The 25,265-nt window shown below is 74.5% G+C and carries 28 protein-coding genes; 19 read left to right on the top strand and 9 right to left on the bottom strand.

The window, feature by feature from the left end; all coding sequences use genetic code 11:
* Positions 1 to 67 precede the first annotated feature (67 nt).
* Complete coding sequence (locus ACQP04_RS28165) at positions 68 to 1,537, top strand: MFS transporter (RefSeq protein ID WP_433503555.1); 1,470 nt, start codon at positions 68 to 70, stop codon at positions 1,535 to 1,537.
* A gap of 458 nt (positions 1,538 to 1,995) precedes the next feature.
* Positions 1,996 to 3,285 (top strand): DUF222 domain-containing protein, encoded by a 1,290-nt coding sequence (locus tag ACQP04_RS28170; protein ID WP_433503556.1) that lies wholly within the window; start codon positions 1,996 to 1,998, stop codon positions 3,283 to 3,285.
* Between the two features lie 201 nt (positions 3,286 to 3,486).
* Here the strand turns inward: ACQP04_RS28170 and ACQP04_RS28175 are convergent, their stop codons facing one another.
* Positions 3,487 to 4,167 (bottom strand): VOC family protein, encoded by a 681-nt coding sequence (locus ACQP04_RS28175; RefSeq protein WP_433503557.1) that lies wholly within the window; start codon positions 4,165 to 4,167, stop codon positions 3,487 to 3,489.
* A 254-nt stretch (positions 4,168 to 4,421) separates the two neighbouring features.
* Here ACQP04_RS28175 and ACQP04_RS28180 point away from each other — a divergent pair, with 254 nt between their 5' ends.
* A complete protein-coding gene (locus ACQP04_RS28180; RefSeq protein WP_037053777.1) occupies positions 4,422 to 4,814 on the top strand; it encodes a YccF domain-containing protein in 393 nt (130 codons plus the stop codon).
* A gap of 7 nt (positions 4,815 to 4,821) precedes the next feature.
* Here the strand turns inward: ACQP04_RS28180 and ACQP04_RS28185 are convergent, their stop codons facing one another.
* Positions 4,822 to 5,568 (bottom strand): hypothetical protein, encoded by a 747-nt coding sequence (locus tag ACQP04_RS28185; RefSeq protein ID WP_433503558.1) that lies wholly within the window; start codon positions 5,566 to 5,568, stop codon positions 4,822 to 4,824.
* 177 nt (positions 5,569 to 5,745) lie between these two features.
* On the opposite strand from ACQP04_RS28185, the gene ACQP04_RS28190 reads away from it, so the two are divergent.
* A complete protein-coding gene (locus ACQP04_RS28190) occupies positions 5,746 to 6,915 on the top strand; it encodes a DUF3500 domain-containing protein (RefSeq protein WP_433503559.1) in 1,170 nt (389 codons plus the stop codon).
* Between the two features lie 4 nt (positions 6,916 to 6,919).
* On the opposite strand, the gene ACQP04_RS28195 is transcribed toward ACQP04_RS28190, so the two are convergent.
* Entirely contained in the window at positions 6,920 to 7,303 is a 384-nt protein-coding gene (locus ACQP04_RS28195) for a hypothetical protein (RefSeq protein WP_433503560.1), read from the bottom strand.
* A gap of 208 nt (positions 7,304 to 7,511) precedes the next feature.
* On the opposite strand from ACQP04_RS28195, the gene ACQP04_RS28200 reads away from it, so the two are divergent.
* Positions 7,512 to 8,924, top strand: a complete 1,413-nt coding sequence (locus tag ACQP04_RS28200; protein ID WP_433503561.1) for an amidase family protein — start codon at positions 7,512 to 7,514, stop codon at positions 8,922 to 8,924.
* Between the two features lie 39 nt (positions 8,925 to 8,963).
* Here the strand turns inward: ACQP04_RS28200 and ACQP04_RS28205 are convergent, their stop codons facing one another.
* Complete coding sequence (locus ACQP04_RS28205; protein WP_433503562.1) at positions 8,964 to 9,146, bottom strand: hypothetical protein; 183 nt, start codon at positions 9,144 to 9,146, stop codon at positions 8,964 to 8,966.
* A gap of 199 nt (positions 9,147 to 9,345) precedes the next feature.
* On the opposite strand from ACQP04_RS28205, the gene ACQP04_RS28210 reads away from it, so the two are divergent.
* The 13 genes from ACQP04_RS28210 to ACQP04_RS28270 all read left to right on the top strand — a co-directional run bounded on the left by ACQP04_RS28210 (position 9,346) and on the right by ACQP04_RS28270 (position 20,687).
* Positions 9,346 to 11,160, top strand: a complete 1,815-nt coding sequence (locus ACQP04_RS28210; protein WP_433503563.1) for a SpoIIE family protein phosphatase — start codon at positions 9,346 to 9,348, stop codon at positions 11,158 to 11,160.
* Complete coding sequence (locus ACQP04_RS28215; RefSeq protein ID WP_433503564.1) at positions 11,157 to 11,513, top strand: STAS domain-containing protein; 357 nt, start codon at positions 11,157 to 11,159, stop codon at positions 11,511 to 11,513. Before ACQP04_RS28210 ends, ACQP04_RS28215 begins: the two co-directional genes overlap by 4 nt.
* A 49-nt stretch (positions 11,514 to 11,562) precedes the next feature.
* Positions 11,563 to 12,423 (top strand): tryptophan 2,3-dioxygenase, encoded by an 861-nt coding sequence (locus ACQP04_RS28220; protein WP_433503565.1) that lies wholly within the window; start codon positions 11,563 to 11,565, stop codon positions 12,421 to 12,423.
* 5 nt (positions 12,424 to 12,428) lie between these two features.
* Positions 12,429 to 13,436 (top strand): amidohydrolase family protein, encoded by a 1,008-nt coding sequence (locus ACQP04_RS28225; RefSeq protein WP_433503566.1) that lies wholly within the window; start codon positions 12,429 to 12,431, stop codon positions 13,434 to 13,436.
* On the top strand, positions 13,433 to 14,794 hold the full coding sequence (gene kynU / locus ACQP04_RS28230) for a kynureninase (protein ID WP_433503567.1): 1,362 nt from the start codon (positions 13,433 to 13,435) through the stop codon (positions 14,792 to 14,794). Before ACQP04_RS28225 ends, kynU begins: the two co-directional genes overlap by 4 nt.
* Entirely contained in the window at positions 14,787 to 16,124 is a 1,338-nt protein-coding gene (locus ACQP04_RS28235) for an FAD-dependent oxidoreductase (RefSeq protein ID WP_433503568.1), read from the top strand. The genes kynU and ACQP04_RS28235 overlap by 8 nt, the downstream gene beginning before the upstream one ends.
* Positions 16,121 to 16,564 (top strand): RidA family protein, encoded by a 444-nt coding sequence (locus tag ACQP04_RS28240; RefSeq protein ID WP_433503569.1) that lies wholly within the window; start codon positions 16,121 to 16,123, stop codon positions 16,562 to 16,564. Before ACQP04_RS28235 ends, ACQP04_RS28240 begins: the two co-directional genes overlap by 4 nt.
* Positions 16,561 to 17,106 carry a 3-hydroxyanthranilate 3,4-dioxygenase gene (gene nbaC / locus ACQP04_RS28245; protein WP_433503570.1) on the top strand — a complete coding sequence of 182 codons (546 nt, stop codon included), beginning with the start codon at positions 16,561 to 16,563 and terminating at the stop codon, positions 17,104 to 17,106. Before ACQP04_RS28240 ends, nbaC begins: the two co-directional genes overlap by 4 nt.
* A 185-nt stretch (positions 17,107 to 17,291) precedes the next feature.
* Positions 17,292 to 17,687 carry a hypothetical protein gene (locus ACQP04_RS28250; RefSeq protein ID WP_433503571.1) on the top strand — a complete coding sequence of 132 codons (396 nt, stop codon included), beginning with the start codon at positions 17,292 to 17,294 and terminating at the stop codon, positions 17,685 to 17,687.
* Positions 17,688 to 17,780: 93 nt separating this feature from the next.
* Entirely contained in the window at positions 17,781 to 18,320 is a 540-nt protein-coding gene (locus tag ACQP04_RS28255) for a hypothetical protein (protein WP_433503572.1), read from the top strand.
* Positions 18,321 to 18,558: 238 nt separating this feature from the next.
* On the top strand, positions 18,559 to 19,425 hold the full coding sequence (locus ACQP04_RS28260; RefSeq protein ID WP_433503573.1) for a universal stress protein: 867 nt from the start codon (positions 18,559 to 18,561) through the stop codon (positions 19,423 to 19,425).
* 102 nt (positions 19,426 to 19,527) lie between these two features.
* Positions 19,528 to 19,698, top strand: a complete 171-nt coding sequence (locus tag ACQP04_RS28265) for a hypothetical protein (protein WP_433503574.1) — start codon at positions 19,528 to 19,530, stop codon at positions 19,696 to 19,698.
* Positions 19,699 to 19,709: 11 nt separating this feature from the next.
* A complete protein-coding gene (locus tag ACQP04_RS28270; protein ID WP_433503575.1) occupies positions 19,710 to 20,687 on the top strand; it encodes an Acg family FMN-binding oxidoreductase in 978 nt (325 codons plus the stop codon).
* A gap of 15 nt (positions 20,688 to 20,702) precedes the next feature.
* On the opposite strand, the gene ACQP04_RS28275 is transcribed toward ACQP04_RS28270, so the two are convergent.
* Positions 20,703 to 20,837 carry a hypothetical protein gene (locus ACQP04_RS28275; RefSeq protein ID WP_433503576.1) on the bottom strand — a complete coding sequence of 45 codons (135 nt, stop codon included), beginning with the start codon at positions 20,835 to 20,837 and terminating at the stop codon, positions 20,703 to 20,705.
* Complete coding sequence (locus ACQP04_RS28280; protein ID WP_433503577.1) at positions 20,834 to 21,553, bottom strand: DUF4389 domain-containing protein; 720 nt, start codon at positions 21,551 to 21,553, stop codon at positions 20,834 to 20,836. The genes ACQP04_RS28275 and ACQP04_RS28280 overlap by 4 nt, the downstream gene beginning before the upstream one ends.
* Positions 21,554 to 21,768: 215 nt before the next feature.
* Here ACQP04_RS28280 and ACQP04_RS28285 point away from each other — a divergent pair, with 215 nt between their 5' ends.
* Positions 21,769 to 22,443 (top strand): hypothetical protein, encoded by a 675-nt coding sequence (locus ACQP04_RS28285; protein ID WP_433503578.1) that lies wholly within the window; start codon positions 21,769 to 21,771, stop codon positions 22,441 to 22,443.
* A gap of 26 nt (positions 22,444 to 22,469) precedes the next feature.
* Here the strand turns inward: ACQP04_RS28285 and ACQP04_RS28290 are convergent, their stop codons facing one another.
* The 3 genes from ACQP04_RS28290 to ACQP04_RS28300 form a co-directional block, all read right to left on the bottom strand.
* On the bottom strand, positions 22,470 to 22,916 hold the full coding sequence (locus tag ACQP04_RS28290; protein WP_433503579.1) for a PaaI family thioesterase: 447 nt from the start codon (positions 22,914 to 22,916) through the stop codon (positions 22,470 to 22,472).
* Between the two features lie 112 nt (positions 22,917 to 23,028).
* Positions 23,029 to 23,475: a hypothetical protein gene (locus ACQP04_RS28295; RefSeq protein ID WP_433503580.1), complete on the bottom strand. Its 447-nt coding sequence runs from the start codon at positions 23,473 to 23,475 to the stop codon at positions 23,029 to 23,031.
* A 702-nt stretch (positions 23,476 to 24,177) separates the two neighbouring features.
* The gene (locus ACQP04_RS28300) at positions 24,178 to 24,960 is read right to left on the bottom strand and encodes an alpha/beta hydrolase (RefSeq protein WP_433503581.1); all 783 of its coding nucleotides are present in this window, start codon (positions 24,958 to 24,960) and stop codon (positions 24,178 to 24,180) included.
* Positions 24,961 to 25,265: the final 305 nt, after the last annotated feature.

The raw sequence follows: 25,265 nt of genomic DNA on the forward strand, positions 1-25,265 counted from the left end.
GAGCCCCGTTCCGGTCACCTGGTGCAGGCGAGGTGCCGCGCCGGCCGCGGACCGCAGGCTGACGACCATGGCGAGGACCGGAGGGGCCGGCGGCGTCGCGCTGGCGACCGCGAAGGCGGCCGTGCTGCCGCTGGCACTGGCGCAGTTCGTCGCGAGCTACGCCGCGTCGAACATGAACGTCGCGATCACCTCGATCGCCGACGACCTCGGCACCTCGGTCACCGGGATCCAGACCACGATCACGCTGTTCACGCTGACCATGGCGGCGTTGATGATCCCGGGCAGCAAGCTCACCGACATCTGGGGCCGCAAGTTCTGCTTCCTGCTGGGGCTGCTCGTGTACGGGGCCGGCGCCCTGCTCGCGGCGTTCGCGCAGGGGCTGCCACTGCTCATGATCGGCTACTCGCTGCTCGAGGGCGTCGGGTCGGCCCTGCTGATCCCGCCGATCTACATCCTCATCACGGTGCTGTTCGACGACACCACCACCCGCGCGCGCTACTTCGGCGTGGTCAGCGGGGCGGCGGGCATCGGCGCCGCGGCCGGGCCGCTCATCGGCGGCCTGATCACCAGCTACGTCAGCTGGCGGGCGTCGTTCCTGCTGCAGGTCGTGATCGTGGCGGCGATCGCCTGGCTCGGGCGCGGCATCGCCGACCCGCCGCTGCCGGCGCGTCGCCCGGCCTTCGACTGGGTCGGGGCGGTGCTCTCGGCACTCGGGCTGTTCCTGGTGGTGTTCGGCGTCCTGCAGAGCGGGGCGTACGGATGGGGCCGGGCGACGAAGGACTACGCCATCGGCGGCACCGTGCTCGTCCAGCAGGGCGGGGTGTCCCCGGTGTGGATCTACGTCGGGATCGGCGTGGTGGTCCTGGCCCTGTTCGCCGTGGTCGCGTGGACCCGCGAGAAGAACGGCCGCACCCCGCTGGTCTCGGTCCGGCTCTTCGCCAACCTGACCTCGAACCTGGGCCTGCTGACCCAGAACCTGCAGTGGCTGGTCCTGCAGGGCGCGTTCTTCGTGATCTCGGTGTTCCTGCAGCAGGTCCGCGGGTTCTCGGCGGTCCAGACGGGCCTGCTGCTGATGCCCGCGACGATCGGCCTGCTGCTGTCGTCGGCGGCCGCACCCCGGATGGCCCGTCGGCACAGCCAGCGCCGGCTGATCCGCTTCGGCTTCTTCGTCACCGCCCTCGGGCTGGTCCTGCTGCTCGCGCTGGGCGGCACCCGGCCCAGCGTCTGGAGCTACGTCCCCGGCCTGTTCCTCATGGGCCTCGGTGTGGGGATCATGCTCACGGCCTCGGTCAACCTCGTGCAGTCGGCCTGGCCGGAGGAGGTCCAGGGCGACATCTCCGGCGTCTCGCGCAGCGTCTCGAACCTGGGCTCCTCACTGGGCGTGGCGATCGCCGGCTCGCTCGTCGCCGGCGCGATCCCCGGCGGCGGGCAGTACTTCTCGGCGCTGGTCATCGTGGGCGCCTTCGCGGTGCTCGGGTGGATTGCGGCACTGCTGATCCCGCGCAAGCCTGCTCGGCAGTCCGTCCCGTCGAGCTGAGACGAACCGGGCCGCTCAGCGCGGCAGGTCCGTTCCGACCTGCGGCGGCAGATCCCGCGCAGTCGGCTGCGGGGTCAGGGTCTCTGGTCGTCATGGCCGGCCCTCCTGCGCGCTGCCGCAGTCCTGCCGTTCGAGACGGGCGTCGAAGGCAGGACATCGATCGCCGAGGGGAACCGACGCGCCGGTTGCCACCTCCGGCACCTCCCTGCACCCAGGCCGAGCGAGACGGAGTCTCGGAGACCGACGGCCCCGATCCGTGGTGCGCGCGTTCCTCGACTGCGCGACCGAGCCCGTACGCCGACGTCACCCCCGTGGCCGGTGCCTCGGCGGCGGCGAGCGGCCCCGATGGCAAGGCCTTCGACGCAAGGTCGCCAATCAGGACGGACCGGCCCGGTGAAGAGCGTCTGACTTGCGACGGAAGGTCCATTTTCGAACGCCTGTTCGAGTATGATCGAGGTATGGACGCAGGGCCCGTCGGCACCGCGCGCGACGGCCTCCAGCAGGCCATCGCGCAGCTGACCGACGCCTGCGGCCCGGCCGCCTCCGCGGACGAGGTCATCGACGTGCTGCGCGTCTGCGAGGAAGCCCGGCGCGCCCTCGATCGAGCCGTGGTCGACGCGACCGCGGACCTGCAGCGCCGCGGCACCTTCGCCGAGCGCGGGTACCGCTCGCCCACCGGCGCGCTGGCCGATCTGCTCGGCTGGGAGCGCTTCGAAGCCCGCCGCCGTGTGCTCGCCGCGGAGCACGTCTGTGAGCAGATCGGGCTCGACGGGACGCCCCTGCCGGCCCGGCTGCCCGCGACCGCGACCCTGTCCGCCTCCGGCGCGGCCGGGCTGCGGCACGTCGAGGTCATCGCCCGGCTGCTCGACAGCGGCCCCGCCCGCCGGCTCGCCCCGGAGACCTGGGCCGGCGCCGAAGTCCAGCTCGCCGCCAAAGCCGGGATCTACACGCCCTCCGAGCTGCACACCTGGGGCACCCAACTGCTCGAGATCCTCGACCACGACGGCGCCGAACCCGACGATTCGCCGCCCGCGCAGCTCAACGAACTGCGGCTCTCCCGCTTCCGCACCCGCCCCGGCGGCAAACTCACCGGCCGCTTCGACGACGCCGCCCTGTTCGACGCCATCGCCACCACCGTCGACGCCGGCGCCGCACCCCGGGACGCCGACGATCAGCGCTCTTCGGCTGAACGCCAGGCCGAGGCGCTGGCCGAAGTGTGTGCCCAGGTGCTCTCCCGCGGTCGGCTGCCCGAGACCGGCGGCCGCCGCCCGCAGCTCACCGTCACCGTCCGGCTCGAGGACCTCGAACGCCGCGCCACCAGCGCCTCACTGGAGTTCGGCGGGCAGCTGATCGCCCAGACCCTGCGGCAGTTGGCCTGCGACGCCGCGGTCATCCCGGTCGTCCTCGACGGCACCGGAGTTCCGCTCGACATCGGCCGGATCTCCCGCATCGTCCCCGACGGGCTGCGCCGCGCGGTGACCGTGCGCGACGGCGGCTGCGCCTTCCCCGGCTGCGACCGCCCACCCTCCTGGTGCGAAGTCCACCACGTGCGCGAATGGCAACACGGCGGCCCCACCGCCCTGCACAACCTTGTCATGCTCTGCTCGGTCCACCACCGGCTCATCCACCACTCCCACTGGGAAGTCCGCATGATCGACGGGCTCCCGGAGTTCCTGCCACCCAGCTGGATCGACCACACCAGAACACCCCGCCGCCGACCACCACCCCTCCTCCAACCGGTGGGATGACTGCTCACTGGTGGCCCTGGTGTGGCGCTGGTGCTGGTGACAGCGTGCCGTCGCAGCCGTTGCCGGTCACGCTGCTGGACCGACCACAGCGCCACGACCCCGACCGACACCGCAGCCGACGACAACACCCATCGCCGCGATCCCGACCAGACCGCGGCCTACAACAACACCTCGCCGCAGCCGCCGCGTGGTAGCAGGGTCTCAGCGGGGCAGGGCCGCCCCCACCTGCTCGGCCACCATGTAGGCGGCGTACCAGTCCGGCCAGTTCTCGTCGGGCCGCCCGGTCCGCTTCTCGTGCTCGCCGTGCGCGGCCTCGGCCCGGCGCAGCGCGCCCGCCAGGTCCGCGGTCGAGGTGAAGGTCGTCTCGGCGATGTCGACCCGGCCCGGGAGCCGTGTCGTGACCTCCTGGAGCAGCCAGCCGTTGCCGTCGGGGTCGCGGAAGGTGGCGAAGGAGCGGTAGCTGGTGTGCCCGGGGCCGGGCTCGCCGACCCGCAGGCCGGTGCCGTCGGGCCGGAACTGCGCGCCGGGCGTCCCGGGGTGGAACACCTCGGAGACCTCGACGCCGCGGGCGACCAGGTCCGCGCGCACCGCCTCGATGTCCGGGACGACGAGGTAGAGGCCCTGGGCCGAGCCCGGCGGGGCCGGCGTCATGTCGATGCCGAACTGGATCGAGCAGGCCGAGCCGGGCGGGGTGAACTGGACGCCCCGGAAGCCGTTGTCGAAGGTGAGGTCGGCGTCGAGCCGCCACCCGAGCCGCGCGTAGAACTCCTTGGCGCGGTCGACGTCCGCGACGGGGATGACGATCACCTCGAGCTTGAGGTCGACGGTCGCGGCACCCGCCGGGCCGCGCGCCGCGTCGCTCCGGACGTCCGTCGTGCTCATCGCTGCCTCCTCGGGCCGGGCGGCGGGCCACGGGGCGGTCCGCCGTCGCGGGTGCACCTGTTCCGTCACCGTCGGGGCCAGGGGCCCGGCGAGGTAGGGCCGTCCGGCTCCCGGAGGCCGGGCCCCTCGCTCCTGGAACGCCGCCGGGCCGGGTGAGACCTGTCTCCCGACGGGTGCACGCGCCCTCGTCCGTCGAGGGTGAGCCCGGGGGCGGGCGCCGCGTGCAGGATCGGGGTGCGGCGACGGGAGGAACCATGCGGACCCTGCTCAACATCATCTGGCTCCTGCTGTGCGGGATCTGGCTCGCGATCGGCTACGTGATCGCCGGGATCGTCTGCTGCATCCTGATCGTGACGATCCCCTTCGGCCTGGCGTCGTTCCGGATCGCCGACTTCTCGCTGTGGCCCTTCGGCCGCGAGCTGGTCCGCCGGGCCGACGCGGGCGCGCCCTCGGTCATCGGCAACGTCATCTGGATCGTCTTCGCGGGCTGGTGGCTGGCTCTCGCGCACCTCGTCACCGCGGTCGCGCTGGCCATCACGATCATCGGGATCCCGCTGGCCCTGGCGAACCTCAAGCTCATCCCGGTGTCGCTGGTCCCGCTGGGCCGGGTGATCGTCGACAGCCGGTCCGTGGCCGCCTCGTCCTGACACCTCGTCAGCGCGGCGGGGCCGTGGCGTCGCCGAGCGCGGGCCCGAGGTCGCCGCCGATGTGCGCGACCCGCGGCGCGAGCGACCGCTGGAGTGCGCCGGCCTTGCCCGCGTCGGTCTGGGCGGCGGCGATCGCCTGCGTCACCCGGGAGGCGCCGACGATCTTCGCACCCTGGTTGACGCCCTCGGCCACGGCGCTCGCCCCCAGGATGATGCCCATCCACATGATCAGCTGGCCCCGCAGGTCGCTGCCGCCGAGGAAGCCCGACGGCGCCGTCGCCAGCCCGATGATGAGGATGACGATCGGCAGCGACGCGGCCACCCGCAGCGTGTCGAAGACGACGATGCCGACGATGAACGACGCGAGGGCGATCCCGCCGATGGCCAGGGTGAACTTGAGCTCGGGCGAGTAGGGCACCACGGCGAAGAACGCCGAGGCCAGCAGCCAGTCGAGCAGCAGGACGTAGGCGACGGTGCACACGGCGGCCACGCGGCCCACCCGCCGACGGCCGACCGCGAGCAGGGACAGCGAGAGACCGAAGACCGCGATCCCGGCGAACAGCCACCCGAAGTGCGGCGACATCGCCCCGACCGGGGGCTCGGGCAGGCTGTAGACCGTCACCCAGTACGTGAGGGCGACGAACACGGCGAGGGCCGTCCGGCCGCTCGGGAACGTGCCGTCGGCGCCGGGGCGCTTGTCGTCCCCGCCGCCCTGCTCGCCCGCGCCGTCGTCCGGAGCCGCGCCCGGAACCACGGCCGGCGGAGGGTCAGCCGCTCCCGGCGCTGCGTCCAACGGCGGAGTGGGCCGGTCGACCTGCGGCGCTGCTCCCGTCATCGCTCCCCCTGAGCATGGGACGGCAGGACTCCTGACACGCTCGCGGAGTGCAGCGGAGGTGTTACCCGGAGCGCATCCGCTCGGTACGGTCGGGCGATGGCTGACCTGGGCTCGACGGCGAAGGCCGGGGCGGGCGCGCGGGAGGTCGCCGCGCGGATGGCCGAGGCCGCCGCCGCGTGGCTGGACCTCCTCGATCCCGCGCAGCGGGCCACCGCGAGCAGTGCCGCCCCCACCGCGCAGGAGGAGACCGACGCCGAGCGACGGCGCTGGTTCTACACCCCCACCGACCACGGCGGCCTGACGATGCACGAGCAGCGGCCCGCCCAGCAGCGGGCCGCGATGAAGCTCGTCGCGTCCGGCCTGTCCACCCCGGCCTACGTCACCGTCGCGACGGTGATGGGCCTGGAGAACGTGCTCGACCACATCGAGGGGTTCGTCGCGCGGTTCGACCGCGAGCGCGGCCGCGACCCGGGGATGTACTACCTGCGCGTGTTCGGCGACCCGGCCGGCCCGGAACCGTGGGGGTGGCGCTTCGGCGGCCACCACGTCTCGCTGAACAACCTGGTCGTCGGCGGCGCACTCGTCGCCTGCACGCCGTGCTTCCTCGGCGCCGACCCGGCCCGTTCCGCCCTGCTCGGCGGCGCCGAGCAGCGCCCGCTCGCCCGCGTGGAGGACCTGGCGCGGGAGCTGGTCCGGTCCTTGCGCCCCGAGCTCGCGGCGCGGGCGACCCTGCTGCCGCGGGCGCCGTCGGACATCGTGGCGGGCAACCGCACGCGGGTCGTCGAGGGCGACCGGGTGATCCCGCTCGCCGGCATCTGGCGCGGCCGCTTCGCCGACGCCGGGGAGCAGCAGCGCCTGCAGGCGATGAGCGACGCCATCGACGAGGCGAGCGGGCTCGACGGCGCCGACCACGAGGCAGTCGCGATCACCACCGCGCCGAAGGGCCTCCCCGGGGCCGAGCTCGACACCGGGCAGCGGGAGCTGCTCCGCGCCCTGCTCGGGACCTACCTCGACCGGGTCCCCGCCGAGGTCACGCCGCTCGCGCGGTACGACGACGACCGGGCCCTCGACGAGGTGCACGTCGCCTGGGCGGGGCCCACCGCGCCCGGCGAGCCGCACTACTACCGGCTGCAGGGGCCGCGGTTGCTCGTCGAGTGGGACAACACCCAGCGCGGGGCCAACCACGCCCACTCGGTGTGGCGCGACCCGACCACGGACTTCGGCATCGACGTCCTCGCCGCGCACCGGGCCCGGCACCACTCCTGAGCCGCTAGCGGGCGGAGCCGGACGTGACGATCACGGTCGAGCCGCTCACCGTCACCGCGACGCCGGTCGACGCGCTCGCCGAGGCCCAGGGGGTGCCGAAGGCGTCGACGTCGAACTCGACGTCGACGTGCCGGGCGCCGCCGTCCGCCGGGACCTCCAGGCACAGGTCCGCCTTGTTCTCCCGGCCGAAGTGGTGGCCGACCTCGAACTCCCACGCCTGGTCCGGGTGCAGGACCGCGCCGACGGCCGGTCGGCTCTCCCACTCGCCCGATTCGTACGCCACGATCGCGAGGTCGCGGTCGGCGACGAGGTTGAGGATCCGGAAGCGGCGCGGGTAGCAGGTGTCGTCGAGGGGGTTTGCGGGCGGGGTCAGGGTGGGGGCGGTCATGGCGGGTGTCCTTCGCTGCGCTGGGGCCGGGCGACCGGGCGGTCGGCGACCCCACGACGGTCCCGCCGACGCCGGGCCCGCCCCATCCGCCTGCCGCCCGATCAGGCGCACGAGCTGCCCGTCGGTCGATCGGTGGACACGGGCCTAACGCCGCAGGCCCCGGACGCGAGCGGACGGGCGAGCACCCCGGCCCGGAGCGGAGGCAGGAATGACGAGCGAGCACGACATCCCCCGCACGCTGTCCCGGATCGCGTCCGACTCCCCGTCCGCGGTCCTCGAGGGGTCGCGGCGCCGGGCCGACGAGCTCGCCCGCCTCGGCGCCTTCCTCGCCCTGGCCGACCGGGAGGGCGACGGCGGCGCCGGGCCGCTGGCCGGCGTCCCGGTCGCCGTGAAGGACAACATCGACACCGCGGACCTGCCCACCACGGCCGCCACCGCGGCCCTGGCGGGCTCCCGGCCCGGCCGGGACCACGTCGTCGTCGCCCGGCTGCGTGCGGCCGGCGCGGTCGTCGTGGGCAAGACGAACCTGCACGAGCTCGCCTTCGGCATCACCTGCAACAACGCGCACTCCGGCCCGGTGCGCAACCCGTACGACCCCGGTCGGATCGCCGGCGGCTCCTCGGGCGGGTCGGCGGTGGCCGTCGCGACGGGGATCGTGCCGGTCGCGCTGGGCAGCGACACCGGCGGATCGATGCGCGTGCCCGCCGCGCACTGCGGCGTCGTCGGTTTCCGGCCCACGGTCGGCCGCTGGCGCTCCGGGCGGGTGGTGCCGCTGTCCTCGACCCGCGACACCGTCGGGGTGTTCGCCGGCACCGTCGCCGACGTCGCGCTCGTCGACCGGGTGGTCACCGGCGCCGCTCCGGGGGATGCCGAGCCGAGCCGGCGGCTCCGGCTGGGGATCCCGCGGACGGGTTTCTGGGACGACCTCGATCCCGACGTCGCCCGGTGCGGTGCGGAGGTCCTCGACCGGCTGGCCGACGCCGGCGTCGAGCTCGTCGAGGTCGACTTCGCGGCCGCCCACGAGCTCGACGCGCGCTGCGGGTTCCCGATCGTGCTGTACGAGGTGGTCCGGGACCTGCCCCACTACCTGGCGACGCTGCCCGGTCCGGAGCGTGACCTGAGCCTGGACGACGTCGTCGGGCAGGTCGCCTCGCCCGACGTGCGGGCGATCCTGGAGGGAGCGATGGCCGACCCGGTCCCGGACGACGCCTACCGCGACGCCCTCGCCGTGCGCGAGGATCTGCGCGAGGCCTACGCGCAGGCCTTGCGCGGAGCGAACGGGCAGCGGCTCGACGCCCTCGTCTACCCCACGGTGCCGCTGCCGCCCGCGCCGCTCGGGCACGACGCGACCACGCCGCACAACGGCCGGGACGTCCCGACCTTCCTCACCAACGTCCGCAACACCGCGCCCGGCTCCGCGGCGGGCATGCCGGCGATCTCGCTCGCGGCCGGGCGGTCCACGGCGGGCCTGCCGATCGGGATCTCCCTCGAGGCCCTGGCCGGCGAGGACTCGGCGCTCCTCGCCGCGGCGCAGCGGGTCGAGGACACGCTGGGAGTCGGGGAGGCACCGGGGGCCGAGGCAGCACTGCGCGGGGCCGAGCGGGCCCGGCCCGCGGGCTGATGCGCCCACCGGCCCGGCCCGGGCATCATCCCGGGCGCCTCAGTCCCGCAGCCCCCGCATCCTGCGCCGCAGCGCGAGGGCCGCGCGGTCGCGCAGCTCGTCGGCCGCCTTGATCCCGGTCTGGACGAACGGGACGAGGTCCCGGATCAGGTCCAGGACCGCGGTCGTGACGTCCTCCGGCCGCGGTGACCGCGAGAGCCACGTACCCGGTACCACCGCCACACCGTCCACCCCCCTGGATCCGGTCCTCCCCTTGCAGTCAAACCGAGGAGCGGCCGACACGCCAGGGCCTGGCGGCGTCTCGTCCGGTGTCCGGCGTAAGTCGGGTCGGCGCCGTCGCACGACGGACGCACGAAAAGGTCCACCGAGGGCGGATGACCTGCCACACTGGATGTTCGACGAGAGCCGCGGAGGCCGCCCGGTGAACACCACGCGCGCCCACGGCACCGCCCTGCAGCGGCTCGCCGTCGCCCTGCTCGGCGCCGTCACGCCCGAGGCGATCGGGCAGGTCGCGGTCACCGTCTCGGTCCAGCTGCTGGGCGCCGACGCCGGCGTCCTCTACGACCGCACCGACGTCCGCACGCTGACCTCGCTGTTCAGCATGGGCTGGCCCGCCGAGCTCGAGGCGCCGTACCGGCACCTGGAGCTGCACCGGGGACGCCCGCTGTCCGACGCCGTGCTCGACCGCACCCCGGTGTGGCTCGAGGGCGCCGAGCAGTGGCGGGCGCGCTACCCGGAGATGGCACCGATCGGCACCGCGGGCAACCGGGAGGCCTCCGCGTGCCTGCCGCTGCGGGTCGAGGACCGCGACCTCGGCGCGATCGTGTTCAGCTTCGACACCCCGCACGCCTTCCTGCCCGACGAACGGGCCTACCTCGAGGCCGTGGCCGCCCTGTGCGCGCAGGCCCTCGACCGCGCCCGGCTGCTCGTGGTCGAGCAGCGCGCCCGGGCCGACGCCGAGCGGGAGCGCGACCGCATGGAGGTCCTCGCGCACACCGCGGGCCTGATGGAGGAGCCGCTGTCGGTCGAGGAGCGCCTCCAGCGGCTGGCCGACCTGATGGTGCCCGACCTGGCCGACTGGTGCGCCGTGCACCTCGTGCGCGGGAACGAGGTGGAGCAGATCGCCGTCGCGCACGACGACCCCGCCCGGCTCGACTTCGTGCTGCGGCTGCAGGAGCGCTACCCGCCGGACCCGTCCGCGCGGAGCGGCGCGTTCGAGGTGAGCCGCAGCGGCACGCCCGCCTTCCTCCCCGAGATCCCCGACGAGCTCCTCGTCGCCGGGGCCGTCGACGGGGAGCACCTGGAGCTGATCCGGTCGATCGGCATGCGCTCGGCGGTGGTGGTGCCGCTGCTGGTGCGCGGGCACAGCCTCGGGGCGCTGACCCTCGTGCACGCCGAGTCCGGGCGGCGGTTCGACGAGCTCGATCTCGCCTTCGTCCAGCGCGTCGCGGCCACCGCGGCCGTCGCGCTCGACAACGCGCGGCTCTACCAGCAGCAACGGCGGATCGCGCACACCCTGCAGGCGGCGCTGCTGCCGACGGTCCTGCCCGAGGCGCCGGGGCTGCGGCTGGCCGCCCGCTACCGGCCGCAGACCGACGAGCGCACGGACGTCCAGGTCGGCGGCGACGTCTACGACATGGTGGCCACCCCGGAGCCGGGCCGGTGGGCCGCGGTGGTGGCCGACGTCTGCGGCAAGGGCCCCGACGCCGCCGCGCTCACCGCCCTGATCCGGCACACCCTGCGGGCCGAGGTCGCGCACGGCCTCGGCCCGGTCGACGCGCTCCGGCGGCTCAACGCCGCGATGCTGCGCGAGGCCCGCGCCGACGGCCGGTTCGCCACCGTCGCGCACGCCCGGATCGCCGTCGAGCCCGCGGGCGGGGCCACGGTGACGCTGGTCGGGGCCGGTCACCCGCCGGCGCTGGTGCGCCGCGCGGACGCCGTCGAGCTCGTCCCGCTGTCCGGGACGCTGCTCGGCGTCTTCCCCGATCCGGTGCTGCGCGAGACCACGCTCCGGCTGGATCCGGGGGACATACTGGTGCTGTACACCGACGGTGTGACGGAGGCCCGAGGAGTGGACGGCTTCTACGGCGTGGAACGCCTGACCGCGGTCGCCGGCGCGCCCGGCCCGTGGGACGCCGCCGCGCTCGCCGACGCGCTGCTCACGGACGTCGTGACCTTCCAGCAGGGCGTGCTGCGGGACGACGTGGCACTGCTCGTCGTCGAGGTGGCCCCGTGAACCCCGTCCCGGCCGAGCGGGAGCCGGAGGTCCCCGCCGTCGCCGAGGTGGTCCTCCACGGCGAGCTCGACATCGCCACCCTCGACCACGCGATGCACCGGGTCGAGGAGGCCGAGCGGGACCGACCCCGGCTGCTGGTCGTGGACCTCTCGCAGCTCGAGTTCGTCGACTCGTCGGGGGTGCGGCTGGTGCTGCTCGCCCAGGAGCGCGCCCGCGCCGAGGGGCGGCGGGTCGCGGTGCGGCTGGGCACCGGTTCCGCGCTGCGCGTGTTCCAGGCCCTCGGCCTGGTGGAGAAGCTCGACGTGCTCCCGCCGCCTCCCGTCGGCGAGACCGCGCCCGGCGCACGGACCTGACCGCCACGGCCCGGCGCAGGGCGCCGGACCACCACCCCGGGGAGCACCGATGACGTCGCCACCGGCGGGCAACACGAGGTCGCTGGAGGCGGACATCGTCCGGGACCTCCGGACGACGACCTCCTACCGCTCCTACCTGTGCCTCGACCGGCTGCTCGACGCGCAGCACCCGTTGAGCGACCCGCCGCACCACGACGAGATGTTGTTCATCATCCAGCACCAGACCTCGGAGCTGTGGCTCAAGCTCGTCCTGCACGAGCTGCGCGCCGCGATGCGCAACATCGCGGCGGACGACCTGGCCCTCGCCCTCAAGCAGCTCGCCCGGATCAAGCACGTGCAGCGCACGCTCACCGACCAGTGGTCCGTGCTGGCCACCCTGACCCCCGCCGAGTACGCCGAGTTCCGGCCGGTGCTCGGCCCGTCGTCGGGCTTCCAGTCCCACCAGTACCGCGCGGTGGAGTTCGCGCTCGGCAACAAGCACGCCGAGATCATCGAGGTGTTCGCGCACGACCCGGACGCCCGCGCGCTGCTGCAGGAGCTGCTCGAGGCGCCCAGCCTCTACGACGAGTTCCTCCGCTACCTCGCCCGGCGGGGGCACGCGGTCCCCGTGCACCTGCTCGAGCGCGACGTCCGCCGCGCGCACACCTTCGACGAAGGCCTGGTCGAGGTGTTCCGCCTGGTCTACGAGGCGCCCCACGACCACTGGGCCGAGTACGAGACGTGCGAGGAGCTGATCGACATCGAGGAGAACTTCCAGCTCTGGCGGTTCCGCCACCTCAAGACCGTCGAGCGGACGATCGGGTTCAAGCGGGGCACGGGCGGGTCGAGCGGGGTCGCGTTCCTGCGGGAGGCCCTGTCGCTGACCTTCTTCCCGGAGCTCTACGCCGTCCGCACCGAGATCGGCCGGTGACGCGCGTGGCCCCGGTGACGGACGTCCACACCCACTACGTCCCGCGGGGCTGGCCCGCCCTGCCCGGCACCGGCCCGCGGCCGTCGCTGCGGGTCGACGGCCCCGCCACCGCCACGATCCTGCTCGGCGAGCGCCCGTTCCGCGCGATCACGGACTCGGCCTGGAACGCCGACGTGCGGCTGGCCGACATGGACGCCCACGGCGTGGACCGGCAGGTCCTCTCCCCCACGCCGGTGTTCTTCTCCTACGACCAGGAGGCCGGCGCGGCCGCCGGCACCGCCGCGGTGTTCAACGACCTCGCGCTGGAGATCGCCGCCGACGCACCGGGCCGGCTGCTGCCTTTCTGCCAGGTCCCGCTGCAGGACACGGACGCGGCGTGCCGCGAGCTGGACCGGGCCGTGGCGGCCGGGCACGTGGGCGTCGAGATCGGCAACCACGTCGGCGACCGCGACCTCGACGACGCCGGCGTCGTGACGTTCCTGCAGCACGCCGCCGCCCTCGACGTCCCGGTGTTCGTGCACCCCTGGGACATGCCGGAGTCGCCGCGGACCGCCCGGTGGATGGCGCAGTGGCTGGTCGGGATGCCCGCCGAGACCCACCTGTCGCTGCTGGCGCTGGTGCTGGGCGGGGTGTTCGACCGGATCGGCCCGGAGCTGCGGATCTGCTTCGCCCACGGCGGCGGCTCGTTCCCCTTCTGGATCGGCCGGATGGACAACGCCTGGCGGGAGCGGCACGACGTCGTCGGCACCTCGGCGCTGCCGCCCTCGGGCTACCTCGACCGGTTCCTCGTCGACTCGGTGGTGTTCGACGAGCGGGCGCTGCGGTTGCTGGTCGACACCGTCGGCGCCGAACGGGTCCTGCTCGGCACCGACTACCCGTACCCGCTCGGCGAGCAGGAGCCCGGATCGCTGATCCGGGGCGCCTCCTTCCTCACCGCGGACCAGCAGGACCTCCTGCTGGGCGGCAACGCCGAGGAGTTCCTCGGCCTGCCGGCGCGCGAGGGGACAAGATGAGCACCGTCGTGCGCCCGGTGGACGAGGCGCACGCGCTCCACCTCGACGCCGTCGACCCGCTGCCCCCGCGGCGGGCCGACTTCCACGTGCCGCCGGCCACCGGCGGCGCCTTCACCGAGACCGCCTACCTGGCCGGCAACTCGCTCGGGCTCCAGCCGCGCGCCACGCGGGCCGCGGTCGAGCAGGAGCTGGCCGACTGGGCGCGGCTCGGGGTCGAGGGCCACCTCGAGGCCGGGCGGCCGTGGAAGCCGTACCACGAGTTCCTGCGCGACCCCGCCGCCCGGCTCGTCGGCGCCCTGCCCGCCGAGACCGTCGTGATGAACTCGCTGACCGTCGACCTGCACCTGATGATGATCAGCTTCTACCGCCCGACCCCGGAGCGGTACGCGATCGTCGTCGAGGACAGCACGTTCCCCTCGGACTCCTACGCCGTGCAGAGCCAGGCCCGGCTGCACGGGCTCGACCCCGCCGAGGCGGTGGTCCGACTCCGCCCGCGGCCGGGCGAGGACTGCCTGCGCACCGAGGACGTGCTGGCGTTCCTGCGCCGCGAGGGCCACCGGGTCGCGCTGGTGCTGCTCGGCGGCGTCAACTACCTGACCGGCGAGCTGATGGACATCCCCGCGATCACCGCGGCCGGCCGGGCGGCGGGCGCCGCCGTGGGCTGGGACCTGGCGCACGCGGTCGGCAACGTCCCGCTGCGGCTGCACGAGTGGGGCGTCGACTGGGCCGCGTGGTGCCACTACAAGTACGTCAACGCCGGGCCGGGCGCGGTCGCCGGCTGCTTCGTGCACGAGCGGCACCTCGCCGACCGCAGCCTGCCGAAGTTGCAGGGGTGGTGGAGCACCGATCCCGCGACCCGCTTCGCCATGGGCCCCGACGTCGATCCCGTCGACACGGCGGACTCGTGGCAGCTGTCCAACCCGCCGATCCTCGCGATGGCACCGGTCCTGGTCTCGCTGCGCATGTTCGACGAGGTCGGGATCGCGGCCCTGCGGGAGCGCAGCGTCCGGCTCACCGGCTACCTCGCCGACCTGCTGGCCACCGTCTGCGCGGACCTGCCCGCGCGGGTGATCACGCCCGCCGACCCGGAGCGCCGCGGGTGTCAGCTGTCGGTGCGCATCGCGGGGACCACGGCCGCAGAGGTCTGCGCGTGGCTGCGCCACGAGCACGGGGTGATCGCCGACGCCCGCCCGCCCGACGTCGTCCGGTTCGCGCCGGTCCCGCTCTACTGCACCCACCACGACGCCTGGCGGGCCGCGACCGCGCTGGCCACCGTCCTGTCGTCCGGCCCCCTGTCGTCCGGAGCCCTGCCGTCCGGAACCCTGTCGACCGGCCCCGGGGAGCGGCCCGATGCCTGATCCGACCTGGGCGGGCGCGCCCGTCGAACGGGTCGCCGTGGTGGGGGCCGGGCTGGCCGGCTGCCTGCTCGCGGCCCTGCTCGGCCGGCGCGGCATCGCCGTCGACCTCTACGAGCGGCGCGGGGACCCGCGCACCGCCGGGGCCGAGCGCGGCCGCTCGATCAACCTCGCGATCTCCGCCCGCGGGCTCGACGCGCTCGACCGGGTCGGGCTCGCGGACCAGGCGCTGGCCGAGGCCCTCCCGATGCGGGGCCGGACCCTGCACCCGGTCCGCGGGGCGCTGGGCTTCCAGTCCTACTCCGCGGACGGCACCCGGGCGATCAACTCGATCGGGCGGGCCCGGCTCAACCACGCGCTGCTGGACTGCGCCGAGAAGACCGCCGACGTGACCCTCCACTTCGGGCACCGGCTCACCGCCGTCGACCCGGACACCGGCACGCTGACCTTCGCCGAGGGGGGCACGCGGCGGGCCGACGTCGTGATCGGGGCCGACGGCGCCTGGTCGGCCGTCCGCCGGTCGCTGCAGTTCAGCGAGGGGTTCGACTTCCGGCAGGACTTCCTCCCGCACGGGTACAAGGAGCTGGAGATCCCGCCCACCCCGGGCGGGGACTTCGCGCTCGACCCCGGCTCCTTGCACATCTGGCCGCGCGGGTCGTCGATGATGATCGCGCTGCCGAACACCGACCGCTCCTTCACCTGCACGCTGTTCTGGCCGAATGCGGGGCCGGGCGGGTTCGCCGCGCTCGACACCCCAGAGGCGGTCACCTCGTACTTCGCCGCGCATTACCCGGACGCCGTGCCGCTGATGCCGCGGCTGGTCGAGGACTTCCTGCGCAACCCGGTCGGCTCGCTGGTCACGATCCGCTGCGCCCCGTGGGTCCGGGGCCGGGTCGCGCTGCTCGGCGACGCGGCACACGCCATCGTCCCGTTCTTCGGGCAGGGCGCGAACTGCGCGTTCGAGGACTGCGTGGAGCTCGACCGCTGCCTCGACACGGCCGACGGGGACCTGGCCCGCGCGCTGCCGCGGTACCAGGAGCGGCGCAAGGCCAACGCCGAGGCGATCGCGGACATGGCCCTGGAGAACTTCGTCGAGATGAGCGACCGGGTGAACTCGCCGGTGTTCCGCTGGGCCACGCGGGCCCGGCACGCGCTGGAGCGGGTCGTGCCCGGGTACGTGTCCCGCTACGAGCTCGTCTCCTTCACGACGCTGCCCTACTCCGAGATCGACGGCCGCATCCGCCGGCAGGACCGGATCGCCGGCGCGGTCGCTCTGGGCGCAGCCGCCGGCGCGGCGGCCACCGCGGCCACGCTGAGGAGGGTGCGGTCATGAGCGACGACGCCTACCTGGTCCCGGGCCGGGCCCGCCCCCGCGGCCGGTTCCCGCACGCCCGGCGCGCCGGCGACCTCATCTACGTCTCCGGGACGAGCAGCCGTCTCCCGGACGGCACGTTCGCGGGCGCCGCGGCCGACGAGCTCGGCACCACGACGCTGGACATCCGCGTCCAGACCCGCGCCGTGATCGAGAACGTCCGCGAGATCCTCGCGGCCGCCGGCGCCGGGCTGGAGGACCTCGTCTCGGTCACGAGCTACCTGGTGAACATGAACGACTTCGGCGGCTACAACGAGGTCTACGCCGAGTACTTCGACGAGTCCGGCCCGGCGCGCACGACGGTCGCCGTGCACCAGCTCCCCCATCCCCACCTGCTGATCGAGATCTCCGCCGTGGCGTACCGCCCCGAACGGGGGCCCGTCCAGAGAGAGGACACATGACCGAGATCAGCGAGCCCGTCCGGTTCGACCGCTGGATCGACGAGCACCGCCACCTGCTGCGGCCGCCGGTGGGCAACAAGCAGCTGCACGAGGGGGCCGAGGACCTGATCGTGATGGTCGTCGGCGGGCCCAACCAGCGCCAGGACTACCACGTCGACCCCTACGAGGAGTGGTTCTTCCAGATCAAGGGCGACATCCACGTCCACCTGGTCACGGACGAGGGCCCGCGCACGGTGCACATCCGGGAGGGCGAGTCGTGGCTGCTCCCGGCCGGGGTCCCGCATTCGCCGCAGCGGCCGCAGGAGGGCTCGATCGGACTCGTCGTCGAGCAGGTCCGCAAGGCCGGGACGCTCGAGAAGTTCCAGTGGTACGCCCACACCGCCGGCTCGGCGACCCTCGTGCACGAGGTCGAGCTGCAGGTCGACGACATCCGCGCGGACCTGCCGCCGGTGTTCGCCGAGTTCTACGAGAAGACGCTGCCCACGCTGACCGGCGCCGACGGCGCGCCCCTGTCCCGGGAGGCGCTCTCCCCGGTCCTGTGACCGGAACCGGACCTCCGGGCAGGTTCGACCGACGCCGGGCGGGGAAGACCCGGAGGGCAGTACGGCCGGAGGGTTTCGGCCTAGTTGTCGAGACGGCAGCAACCGGAGCAGGCCCCATGCTGGAACAGAGCAGTGCGACGACCCGACCGGCGATCCCGGACCTCCCCTCCGGACCCCGCTTCACGGTGACGGCCAACACAGGGCAGTGGCGGCTCGCAGCGGAGCCCGGTGCGGATACACCGTCGTCGGACCAGGTCCGCGCACTCCTCCGGGAGTGGCTGCGGGCCCTCGACTGGCCGCGGACGCAGACCGCGCTCGTCCTCAAGGCCGTGGCGAGGGCCGTCGACGCGCTGGACCAGGGCCGGGACGCCCTCGTCCCCGGGTCCGCCCCCGACGGGCTGCGGATCGGGACGACCGAGATCTCCACGCGCCGGACGCGGCGGCTGCGGATCGTCGTCGCCGGCGGCGGCGCGGTGCCGGCCGGACTTGACCCGTCGCCGCTGCACGAGCTGGTGGACGAGGTCGTGGCCGGGCCGGACGGGACGCTCACCATGCTCAGCCGCGTGGTCCCGCGGTGGTGACCCGCCGGCCCTGAGGCGTCGGGGCTGATCCGCCGCCGTCGCCGGGTGTCGGGCGCCACCCGCGGGCGGAGGCACCGCCGAGGTAATCCCCGCATGATCACGTGCGAGCAGGGCGGTGTGATCCCGTGGCTGGCCGACACCTCGATCGCGCTGCTGACCGCGGCGATCTTCCTCGCGCTGTACCTGGCGGCGGGCCTCATCCTCCTGGTGCTGTACCTGCTGCGCCGGGCCGGACGCGCCGACGCGGTGGGCCCGCTGAGCCCGGGGTTGCTCTCCCCGCTCGGGCTCATCTTCGGGCTCCTGGTCGGGTTCCTCGTGGCCGACGTGTGGTCCGACCGCGACAAGGCCGCGGCCGCCGTGAGCCAGGAGGCCAGCGCCCTGCGCGACGTCGACCTGCTGACCGGCGCGTTCCCCGCCGAGCAGCCGCGGATCCGGCAGCTGTTGCGCGAGCAGATCGACGGCTACGCCGCCACCGAGTGGCCGGAGATGAGCGGTGGGCGGGCCACACTGAACCTCGCCCCCGCGCTGCTCGTCGAGGTGCAGGGCATCGTGCTGGGCCTGCCCGTGCAGACGGAGGGCCAGCGCGTGGCCCTGGACCGCCCGGCTACTTCGCGATCGACCCCGATCTCCTGATCCAGGTGCGCCCGTAGGGCGGACCGCTCCTCCACTTCGCGGGACCCGGCGTTGGCGTCGTTCCGGAGCGGGCACCGGCAGGGTCGCCGACAGCGCCGACAGCGCCGACAGCGCCGCCTGAGCCACGCCGGGGGACGAACACCCCCGGGCACCGGGACCTTGGTCGCTGGTCGGCGGACCGCTCCCGCCGGAGGCTCCCGCGGAGGACCGACACCTCGGCGAACCGGGAGGAGCACCGATGACCGCCCCCATGACCGCACCCCAGCCCCTTCCCGGTCCCACGGCCGAACGCAACGGCGTCACGGTCGCCGTCGACGGCACCGACGCGGGCCTGCGGGCGGTCCGCTGGGCGGCCGTCGAGGCCGCCGTCCGCCGTGCGGGGCTCACGCTCCTGCACGCCGCGCCCTACGCCGCGGGGTCGACGGGGTCCCTGCACGCCCACGCGTGGCGGATCCTCGCCCGCGCCTACACCGTCGCCCACCGGCACGCTCCGCACGTGCAGGCCCGGACGGTCCTGGTGGGGGACGAACCGCTCGCCGCCCTCGTCGCGACGTCGCGGGACACCGGCCGACTCGGCGGGCTCCTCGTCGTGGGGCTCACCGGGACCGGGCACCCGACGGACGCGCTCGTCGGGTCGCTCGCCCTGGACCTCGCCTCGCGGGCGGGCGGCCCCGTGGTGGTCGTGCCCCGGACGGGAACGCCGCGCGGCCCGGTCGTCGCGGCCGTGGGCGATCCCGCTGCCGACGTCGTCGTGCTCCGGCAGGCGCAGCGGGCCGCGGCCCGGCACGGCGTCGGGCTCGAGGTGCTGCACGCGGCCCGCAACCCCGGCGACGCCGCGGAGGCGCGCGACGCCCTCGACCGCCTCCTGCGCACCCTCGAGGCCTCCCGACCCGGTGTGACGACGACCCTGCAGGTGGTGCGCGAGCCGAAGTACGAGGCCGTGGTCGAGAGGTCGGACCGGGCGAGCCTGCTCGTCGTCGGGGCCGGGCGGGGGCGACGGCACCTGCTCGGGTCCACCACCCGCACCGCGATCAGGCTCGCGGGCTGCCCGGTGCTCGTCGCCGTGCCCGAGCCGGAGGACCCGTCGGGAGATCGGGACTCCTAGGGACGGAGGGCCGCCGGGGGCTCTCCGTTCGACCCTGGTGACCAGGGCCGACCCCGACGATCGTGGAGGCGTCCGGCACCTCGACGCCCCCCAGGAGCGACCATGTCCACCGCCTCCACCGCGATCGTCGTCGACGACAGCGGCGTCCGCATCGGGACCGTGGACGGGAACGGGCAGGTGCGCGACTTCGCCCGCGTCCGCATCGGATCCACCCGGGCCGACGGCGTCGCCGTCGACTTCGCCGGGCGCCGGCTCGGCCGCGTCGTCTCCTGACCGGGCCCGCCATGTCCACGGACGTCACCGCCGGCCTGCTGGAGCGGGCCGTCCAGCTCGCGCTCCGGGCCCCCTCGGTGCACAACACCCAGCCCTGGCGCTGGCGGCTGCGCGCACGTGAGGTCGAACTGCACGCCGATCCGGCGCGGCACCTGCCGGGCACGGACCCGGACCGCCGGGACCTCGTGATCAGCTGCGGCGCGGCCCTCCACCATCTGCGGGTGGCCGCCGCGGGGTTCGGCGGCGCCGTCGAGATCGACCGGTTCCCCGATCCCGACCACCTCTGGCACCTGGCCACGGTCCGACTCGTCGACGGGCAACCGGACCGGGCCTCGGCGGCCCTGTTCGGCCAGCTCGCGCGGCGGCACACCGACCGGCGCCGGTACTCCCCGGAGCCCGTGCCCGCAGCGCACGTGGCGGCGCTCGTCGAACGCGCCGGTGAGCTGGGCGTCATGGCGGTGCCGGTGACCGATTCCGCCGTCCTCACCCGGATGACCGACGTCCTGGGCCGGGCCGTCCGTGAGCAGATCCACGAGCCGGGCTACCTCGCCGAGCTGCTGATGTGGACCCGCCGCTACGCCGACGCCGCCGACGGCGTGCCGCCCACCGCGGTGCCCGTCCGGACCGGGCAGTGGGACGAGCCGGAGCTGCAGCGCTTCCCGTCCGGCACCCTGTCCCCCGGCCGGGGTCTCGGCCCCGACGGCGGCCTGCTGATGGTGCTGGCGACGCCGGAGGACGAGATCGCGGCGCGGCTGGCGGCCGGCGAGGCGACCAGCGCCGTGCTGCTCACCGCCACCCGCGGCGGCCTCGCCACGGACCCGCTCAGCCAGGCCGTCGAGATGCCGACGGCGCGGGAAGGCCTGCGCTCCGCGCTGAGGCTCGCGGAGCACCCGCAGCTCGTGATCCGGCTGGGCTTCCCCGCGCCGGGGGCGCCGCCGCTGGAGCCCACACCGCGCCGCCCGCTGCGGTCAGTCCTGCTGCACCCGTGAGCTGCGGGGCTGTGATCAGGAGCCGCTGGGCTCGCGGTGCTCGAGGGCCGCGCGGATGCGCTCGTGCTCGGCGACGTCGATCTCCCCCGCCGCCAGCCGCTCGTCGAGGATGCGGCGGGTCCGGTCGGGATCCCCCCTCCCCCACATCATCGGACCGCTCCGGCCGGCGGGAGCGACGACTCGGCCGCCTCGTCGCCCGGGACGACGGGTTCCGTCCCGCCCTGGTCGAGGCGGAAGGGCGGGTAGGCGTCCGTCAGCAGGGCCGCGTAGGCCGCGACGCGCAGCACCCAGCGATCGAAGCCGACCACGAGGTCGAACAGCCCGCGCGGGTAGCGCCCCGTGACCAGCAGCGCCAGGACGGCGACGAGGACGAGGACGGTCAGCAGGCCGCCGTCGAACTGCGTCGGGGCGGTGGTGCCGACCCGCCACACGACCGTACCGCCGCCCCCGACCAGGAAGAACAGCACGAGGTAGTGCGGGAGCGCCAGCAGCCACCACTTCACCAGCACGAGCCCGCGGGACAGCCGCTCGGGCGGGTCGATCTCCAGCCGGGCCGGGTAGTCGGGGCGGTCGGCGAGCGTGAACGGCGGGTAGCGGTCGGTGCCGTTGGCGCCGTAGCCGTAGTACGCGACCCGCCACCCCCAGCGCAGCACCCCGACGGAGAAGTCGAAGAGCGCCCGCGGATACCGGCCGGACACGAGGATCGCGACGAACGCGATCACGGTGACCACCCAGCACGCGAACACCAGCACGGCCAGCACGATCACGTGCGGCACGAGCAGCAGCCACTTGACCAGCCAGAGCCAGCGCGACGGCTCGCCCTCGAGCTGCCCTGTGACCCGGACCGGGTACGCGGTGTCCGTCATGCCGGCCAGCGTCGGCGCGGTGCGGGCGCCCCGGCAGGGACCGCGGACCCGGCTCGCGAGGCCGGAGGACCCGGCCCCTCGGGGTGGGGCCACCACCACCCGGCGCCGAAGGCTGGCCGCACAAGATCGACGAGCTGGCGCCCTGGGTCCCCGGTCCTGCTTCGGACAGTCTGATCACGAACCCGAGACACCCTCCGGACCAGGGAGAACCCACCATGACCAGCACCCTCGCCGCCCCCGCGACCACCGCCCGCACCACCGGCTGGGGATGGGCCGGCATCGTGGCCGCGCTGACGGCGGGCGGCGCCACGGCGTTCCTCGCGCAGGGTCCCGGCACCTTCACCGACCAGGAGGTCAAACCCGGGGCCTTCATCGTCGAGAACATGAACCCGGAGCTGCTGATCCGGCTCGGCGCCGGGCTCGGCCTCGTCGCCGTGATCGCGACGACGCTGTTCACCCTCGGCCTCTGCCGGCGCGCCGCCGCGACGGCGTCGGCGCGCCCGGGCTGGGTGGAGGCGCTGCGCTGGTCGTCGATCGCCCTGCTGGCGACCACGACGGTCGGGGTGCTCATGCGCTACGTGGCCGCGGGCGGCGCCCCGGGCGCCATGGACCAGTCGATGTACACGACCGAGGCGAGCGCCACCGCCGCGGTCCTCGCCGACCAGATCTCCACCGGCACCTACCTGCCCGCGCTGGGTGTGATGGCCGCGGCCGGCGTGCTGTCGCTGCGCGGCGCGCTGCTGCCCAAGGCGGTCGGGATCGTCGGCCTGGTCCTGGCCGGGGCCTCGCTCGTCGCCACCCTGGCGATCGGCCTGCCCTACAGCAGCTCCCTGGTCTTCCCGCTCTTCGCGCTGGTCGCCGGGATCGCCGCCGTCGCCCGGCGGGCCTGAGTACCGTCCGTCGGCGGCTGGCCGGCTCAGACCGCGTCGCGGGCCTCGGCGAGGGGGATGACCCGCGCCGTCGCGGTGGCCGTGGCCACGGTCGCGCCGTCCGGGTCGTGCAGGGAGCCCTCCAGGTGGGCGAGGTCCCCGCGCCGGTGTGCGACCCGGCCGCGGCCGGTCAGCCGGCCCGGCCGGACCGGGCGCAGGAAGTGCACGCCGAGCTCGAGGGTCGACTGGAACTCGTCGGGCTCCAGGGTGGCGAGCAGGGCAGGCCCGACGACGTCGTAGAGCATCGCCGCCACGAACGCGCCGAGGACGTTGCCGGCCGGGTTGGTCCAGTCCTCGACCGCCTCGAACGACAGCTCGATCGTCCCCGCCTCGGGATCGACCGCCACCACCTCGAGCCCGAGCGTCTGCGCGGCCCGGGGCTTCGGCGCCCGCCCCTCCACGCCGTCCCAGAACGGTCCGGTCCGCTCGGCCATCCGCCTCTCCCCTCGCTCCCCGCCAGTCTCGGGGGCGCGTCCAGTGAGACAGGGGATCCGGACCCGAGTCGGGAAGGCCGGGACGCGCAAGGCGTCCCGGCCCTCTATCCGGCTACTGGGCCGCCGCGGCCTGCGACTCGGTCAGTCCGCCGCCGGTCCACTCCCACATGGTCCAGTGGTAGCTCCCGTCCTCCTCGACCTCGTACTCGATCACGTCCGCGACCTCGCCGAGCCGTCCGAGCTTCTCCGACCTCGTCTGCGCGGTACCGAAGACGCCGAAGCTCGCCTTGTAGCCCGGGCCCGTCGGCCGGCCCACGCCACCGCCGACCCAGTCGACGAGATCACCGGCCGGCGACATCATCAGGACGTGGCCCTCGCCGTAGAGGACCCCGCCGCGCCGGATCGTCTGGCGGTAGGTCCCGGTGTCCGTGATCTCCTGGCCCAGCAGGTTCCCACGGCCCTGGAAGGACACCTCGAGCCAGACCTGCTCCCCCTCCGAGGGGAGGATGCGGACGCTCGTGATCTTGCCGGCGGACTCGCCCAGTCGATCACCCAGCATGGTGCGCCTCCTCGTGGTGCGTCCGTGGCCCCGGTCGGCCGGCCGGGGCGCACCGGACAGGGTGGGCTCGTCCCGCGCCCCACCCAATACGGAGAGGTACGTACAGGCCCCGGTGCCGGCGTGGCGCCTCGACGGCGGGGGCAGGAGTCGGGACGACCTGGATCGTCCCGCAGAGAACGACGACGAGCGGCGCCCCTCCGAGGCCCTGCTCGAGAGGTCACCCCGCAGACCCTGCGCCAGCTGGCCTGCGACGCCGCGATCGTCCCGGTGGTGCTCGCCGGCACCGGGGTCCCACCCGACGTCGGCCGGATCTCCCGCACCGTCCCCGACGGGCTCCGCCGCGCCGTCACCGTCCGCGACGGCGGCTGCGCCTTCCCCGGCTGCGACCGCCCACCGTCCTGGTGCGAGATCCACCACGTGCACGAATGGCAGCACGTCGGCCCGACCAGCCTGGGCAACCTGGTGATGCTCTGCACCGTCCACCACCGGCTCGTCCACCACTCCCACTGGGAAGTCCGGATGACCGACGCCCTCCCCGGGTTCCTCCCACCGAGCTGGATCGACCACACCCCGCCGCCGACCACCACCGGTACTCACGCCCGTGGGATGAACGGCTGTCGTCGGGGCAGGGCGCGAACTCCGGTGGCCGAGATGCCGCCGAGTCCCTTCTGCCCGCACTCGGTCGCGCAGCTACGCACCCGCTCATTCAGCTCGACTCTGAGCGTTCGCACTGGTCGAACAGCACGCTCCCGACCCCCTCAGGTGCCGGGCGAAGAAGCGGGTCCCCTCGTCCCCCTCGAACCGGGGGACGCCGGTGTGCCCGCCCATATTGGCGTGCAGCGTCTTCTCCTCGGCGCCGAAGGCGTCGAACAGGTCCAGGGCCATCTGCCGGTCGTTTCCTTCGTCGTCCCACTGCAGCAGGACCTGCAACGGAACGGTGACCTGCCGGGCCTCCTCGAACATCCTGCGGGGCACGTAACTCCCGGCGAACAGAAGCGCGGCCGAGATGCGCGGCTCGACCACCGCCAGCCGGATGCCGATGGCGATCACCCCTCCCGAGTACCCGACCGGGCCACCGATCTCGGGCAGCGGAAGGAGGGCGTCCAGGGCCGCCCGCCATTCCGGGACCGCCTTCTCGACCAGCGGGAGGACGAGCCGGTCGACGACATCGTCGCCGACCGGCTCGCCGGCCGCCAGCGCCCGGCGCAGATCGGCGCGGGCCTCCTCGGCGGCGGTGGAGCGGGGCCGGTCACCGCTGCCGGGGAGCTCGATGGTGGCCGCGGCGAAGCCCTCCGCCGCGGACTGTCGGGCCCGGGCGACCAGTCGGGGGTACATCCTGTGCAGTCCACCAGGGTGGCCGAGCAGGATCAGCGGGGCCGGTGCGGATGCGGATCCGGGCGTCCACAGGATGCTGGGGATCCCACCGAGTGTGAACTCGCGTTCGAGAACGCCGTCGTCGAGGCGCTGTTCGGAAGTGAATCGCATGGTCGTGCCTTTCGGGAGTGCGCGTGAACGGCGCTCCCGGACGACCTACCGCCCGACCGTGACCCCGGAGGGGAGCACCCACGTCGATACTGCGTTCACGGGTACCACCTCCTCGTTCTCTCGCACGGCCTCCGGGAGGCTAGCAGTGCTCGGCGCGGTCGCCACACGGATTTCGGCGGAGGCTTCCCGACGGATGCCACGGGCTGTAGAGGAGGCACCCTTCCTCTACCCGGTGCGCAGCACCTGTTCACCGATCCCGGGCTGCCGCCCCAGGACGCCGAGCCCGCGTGCTCGCCTTCCCGGAC

The organism is Pseudonocardia halophobica (assembly GCF_050948485.1).
Classification (GTDB): domain Bacteria; phylum Actinomycetota; class Actinomycetes; order Mycobacteriales; family Pseudonocardiaceae; genus Pseudonocardia; species Pseudonocardia halophobica.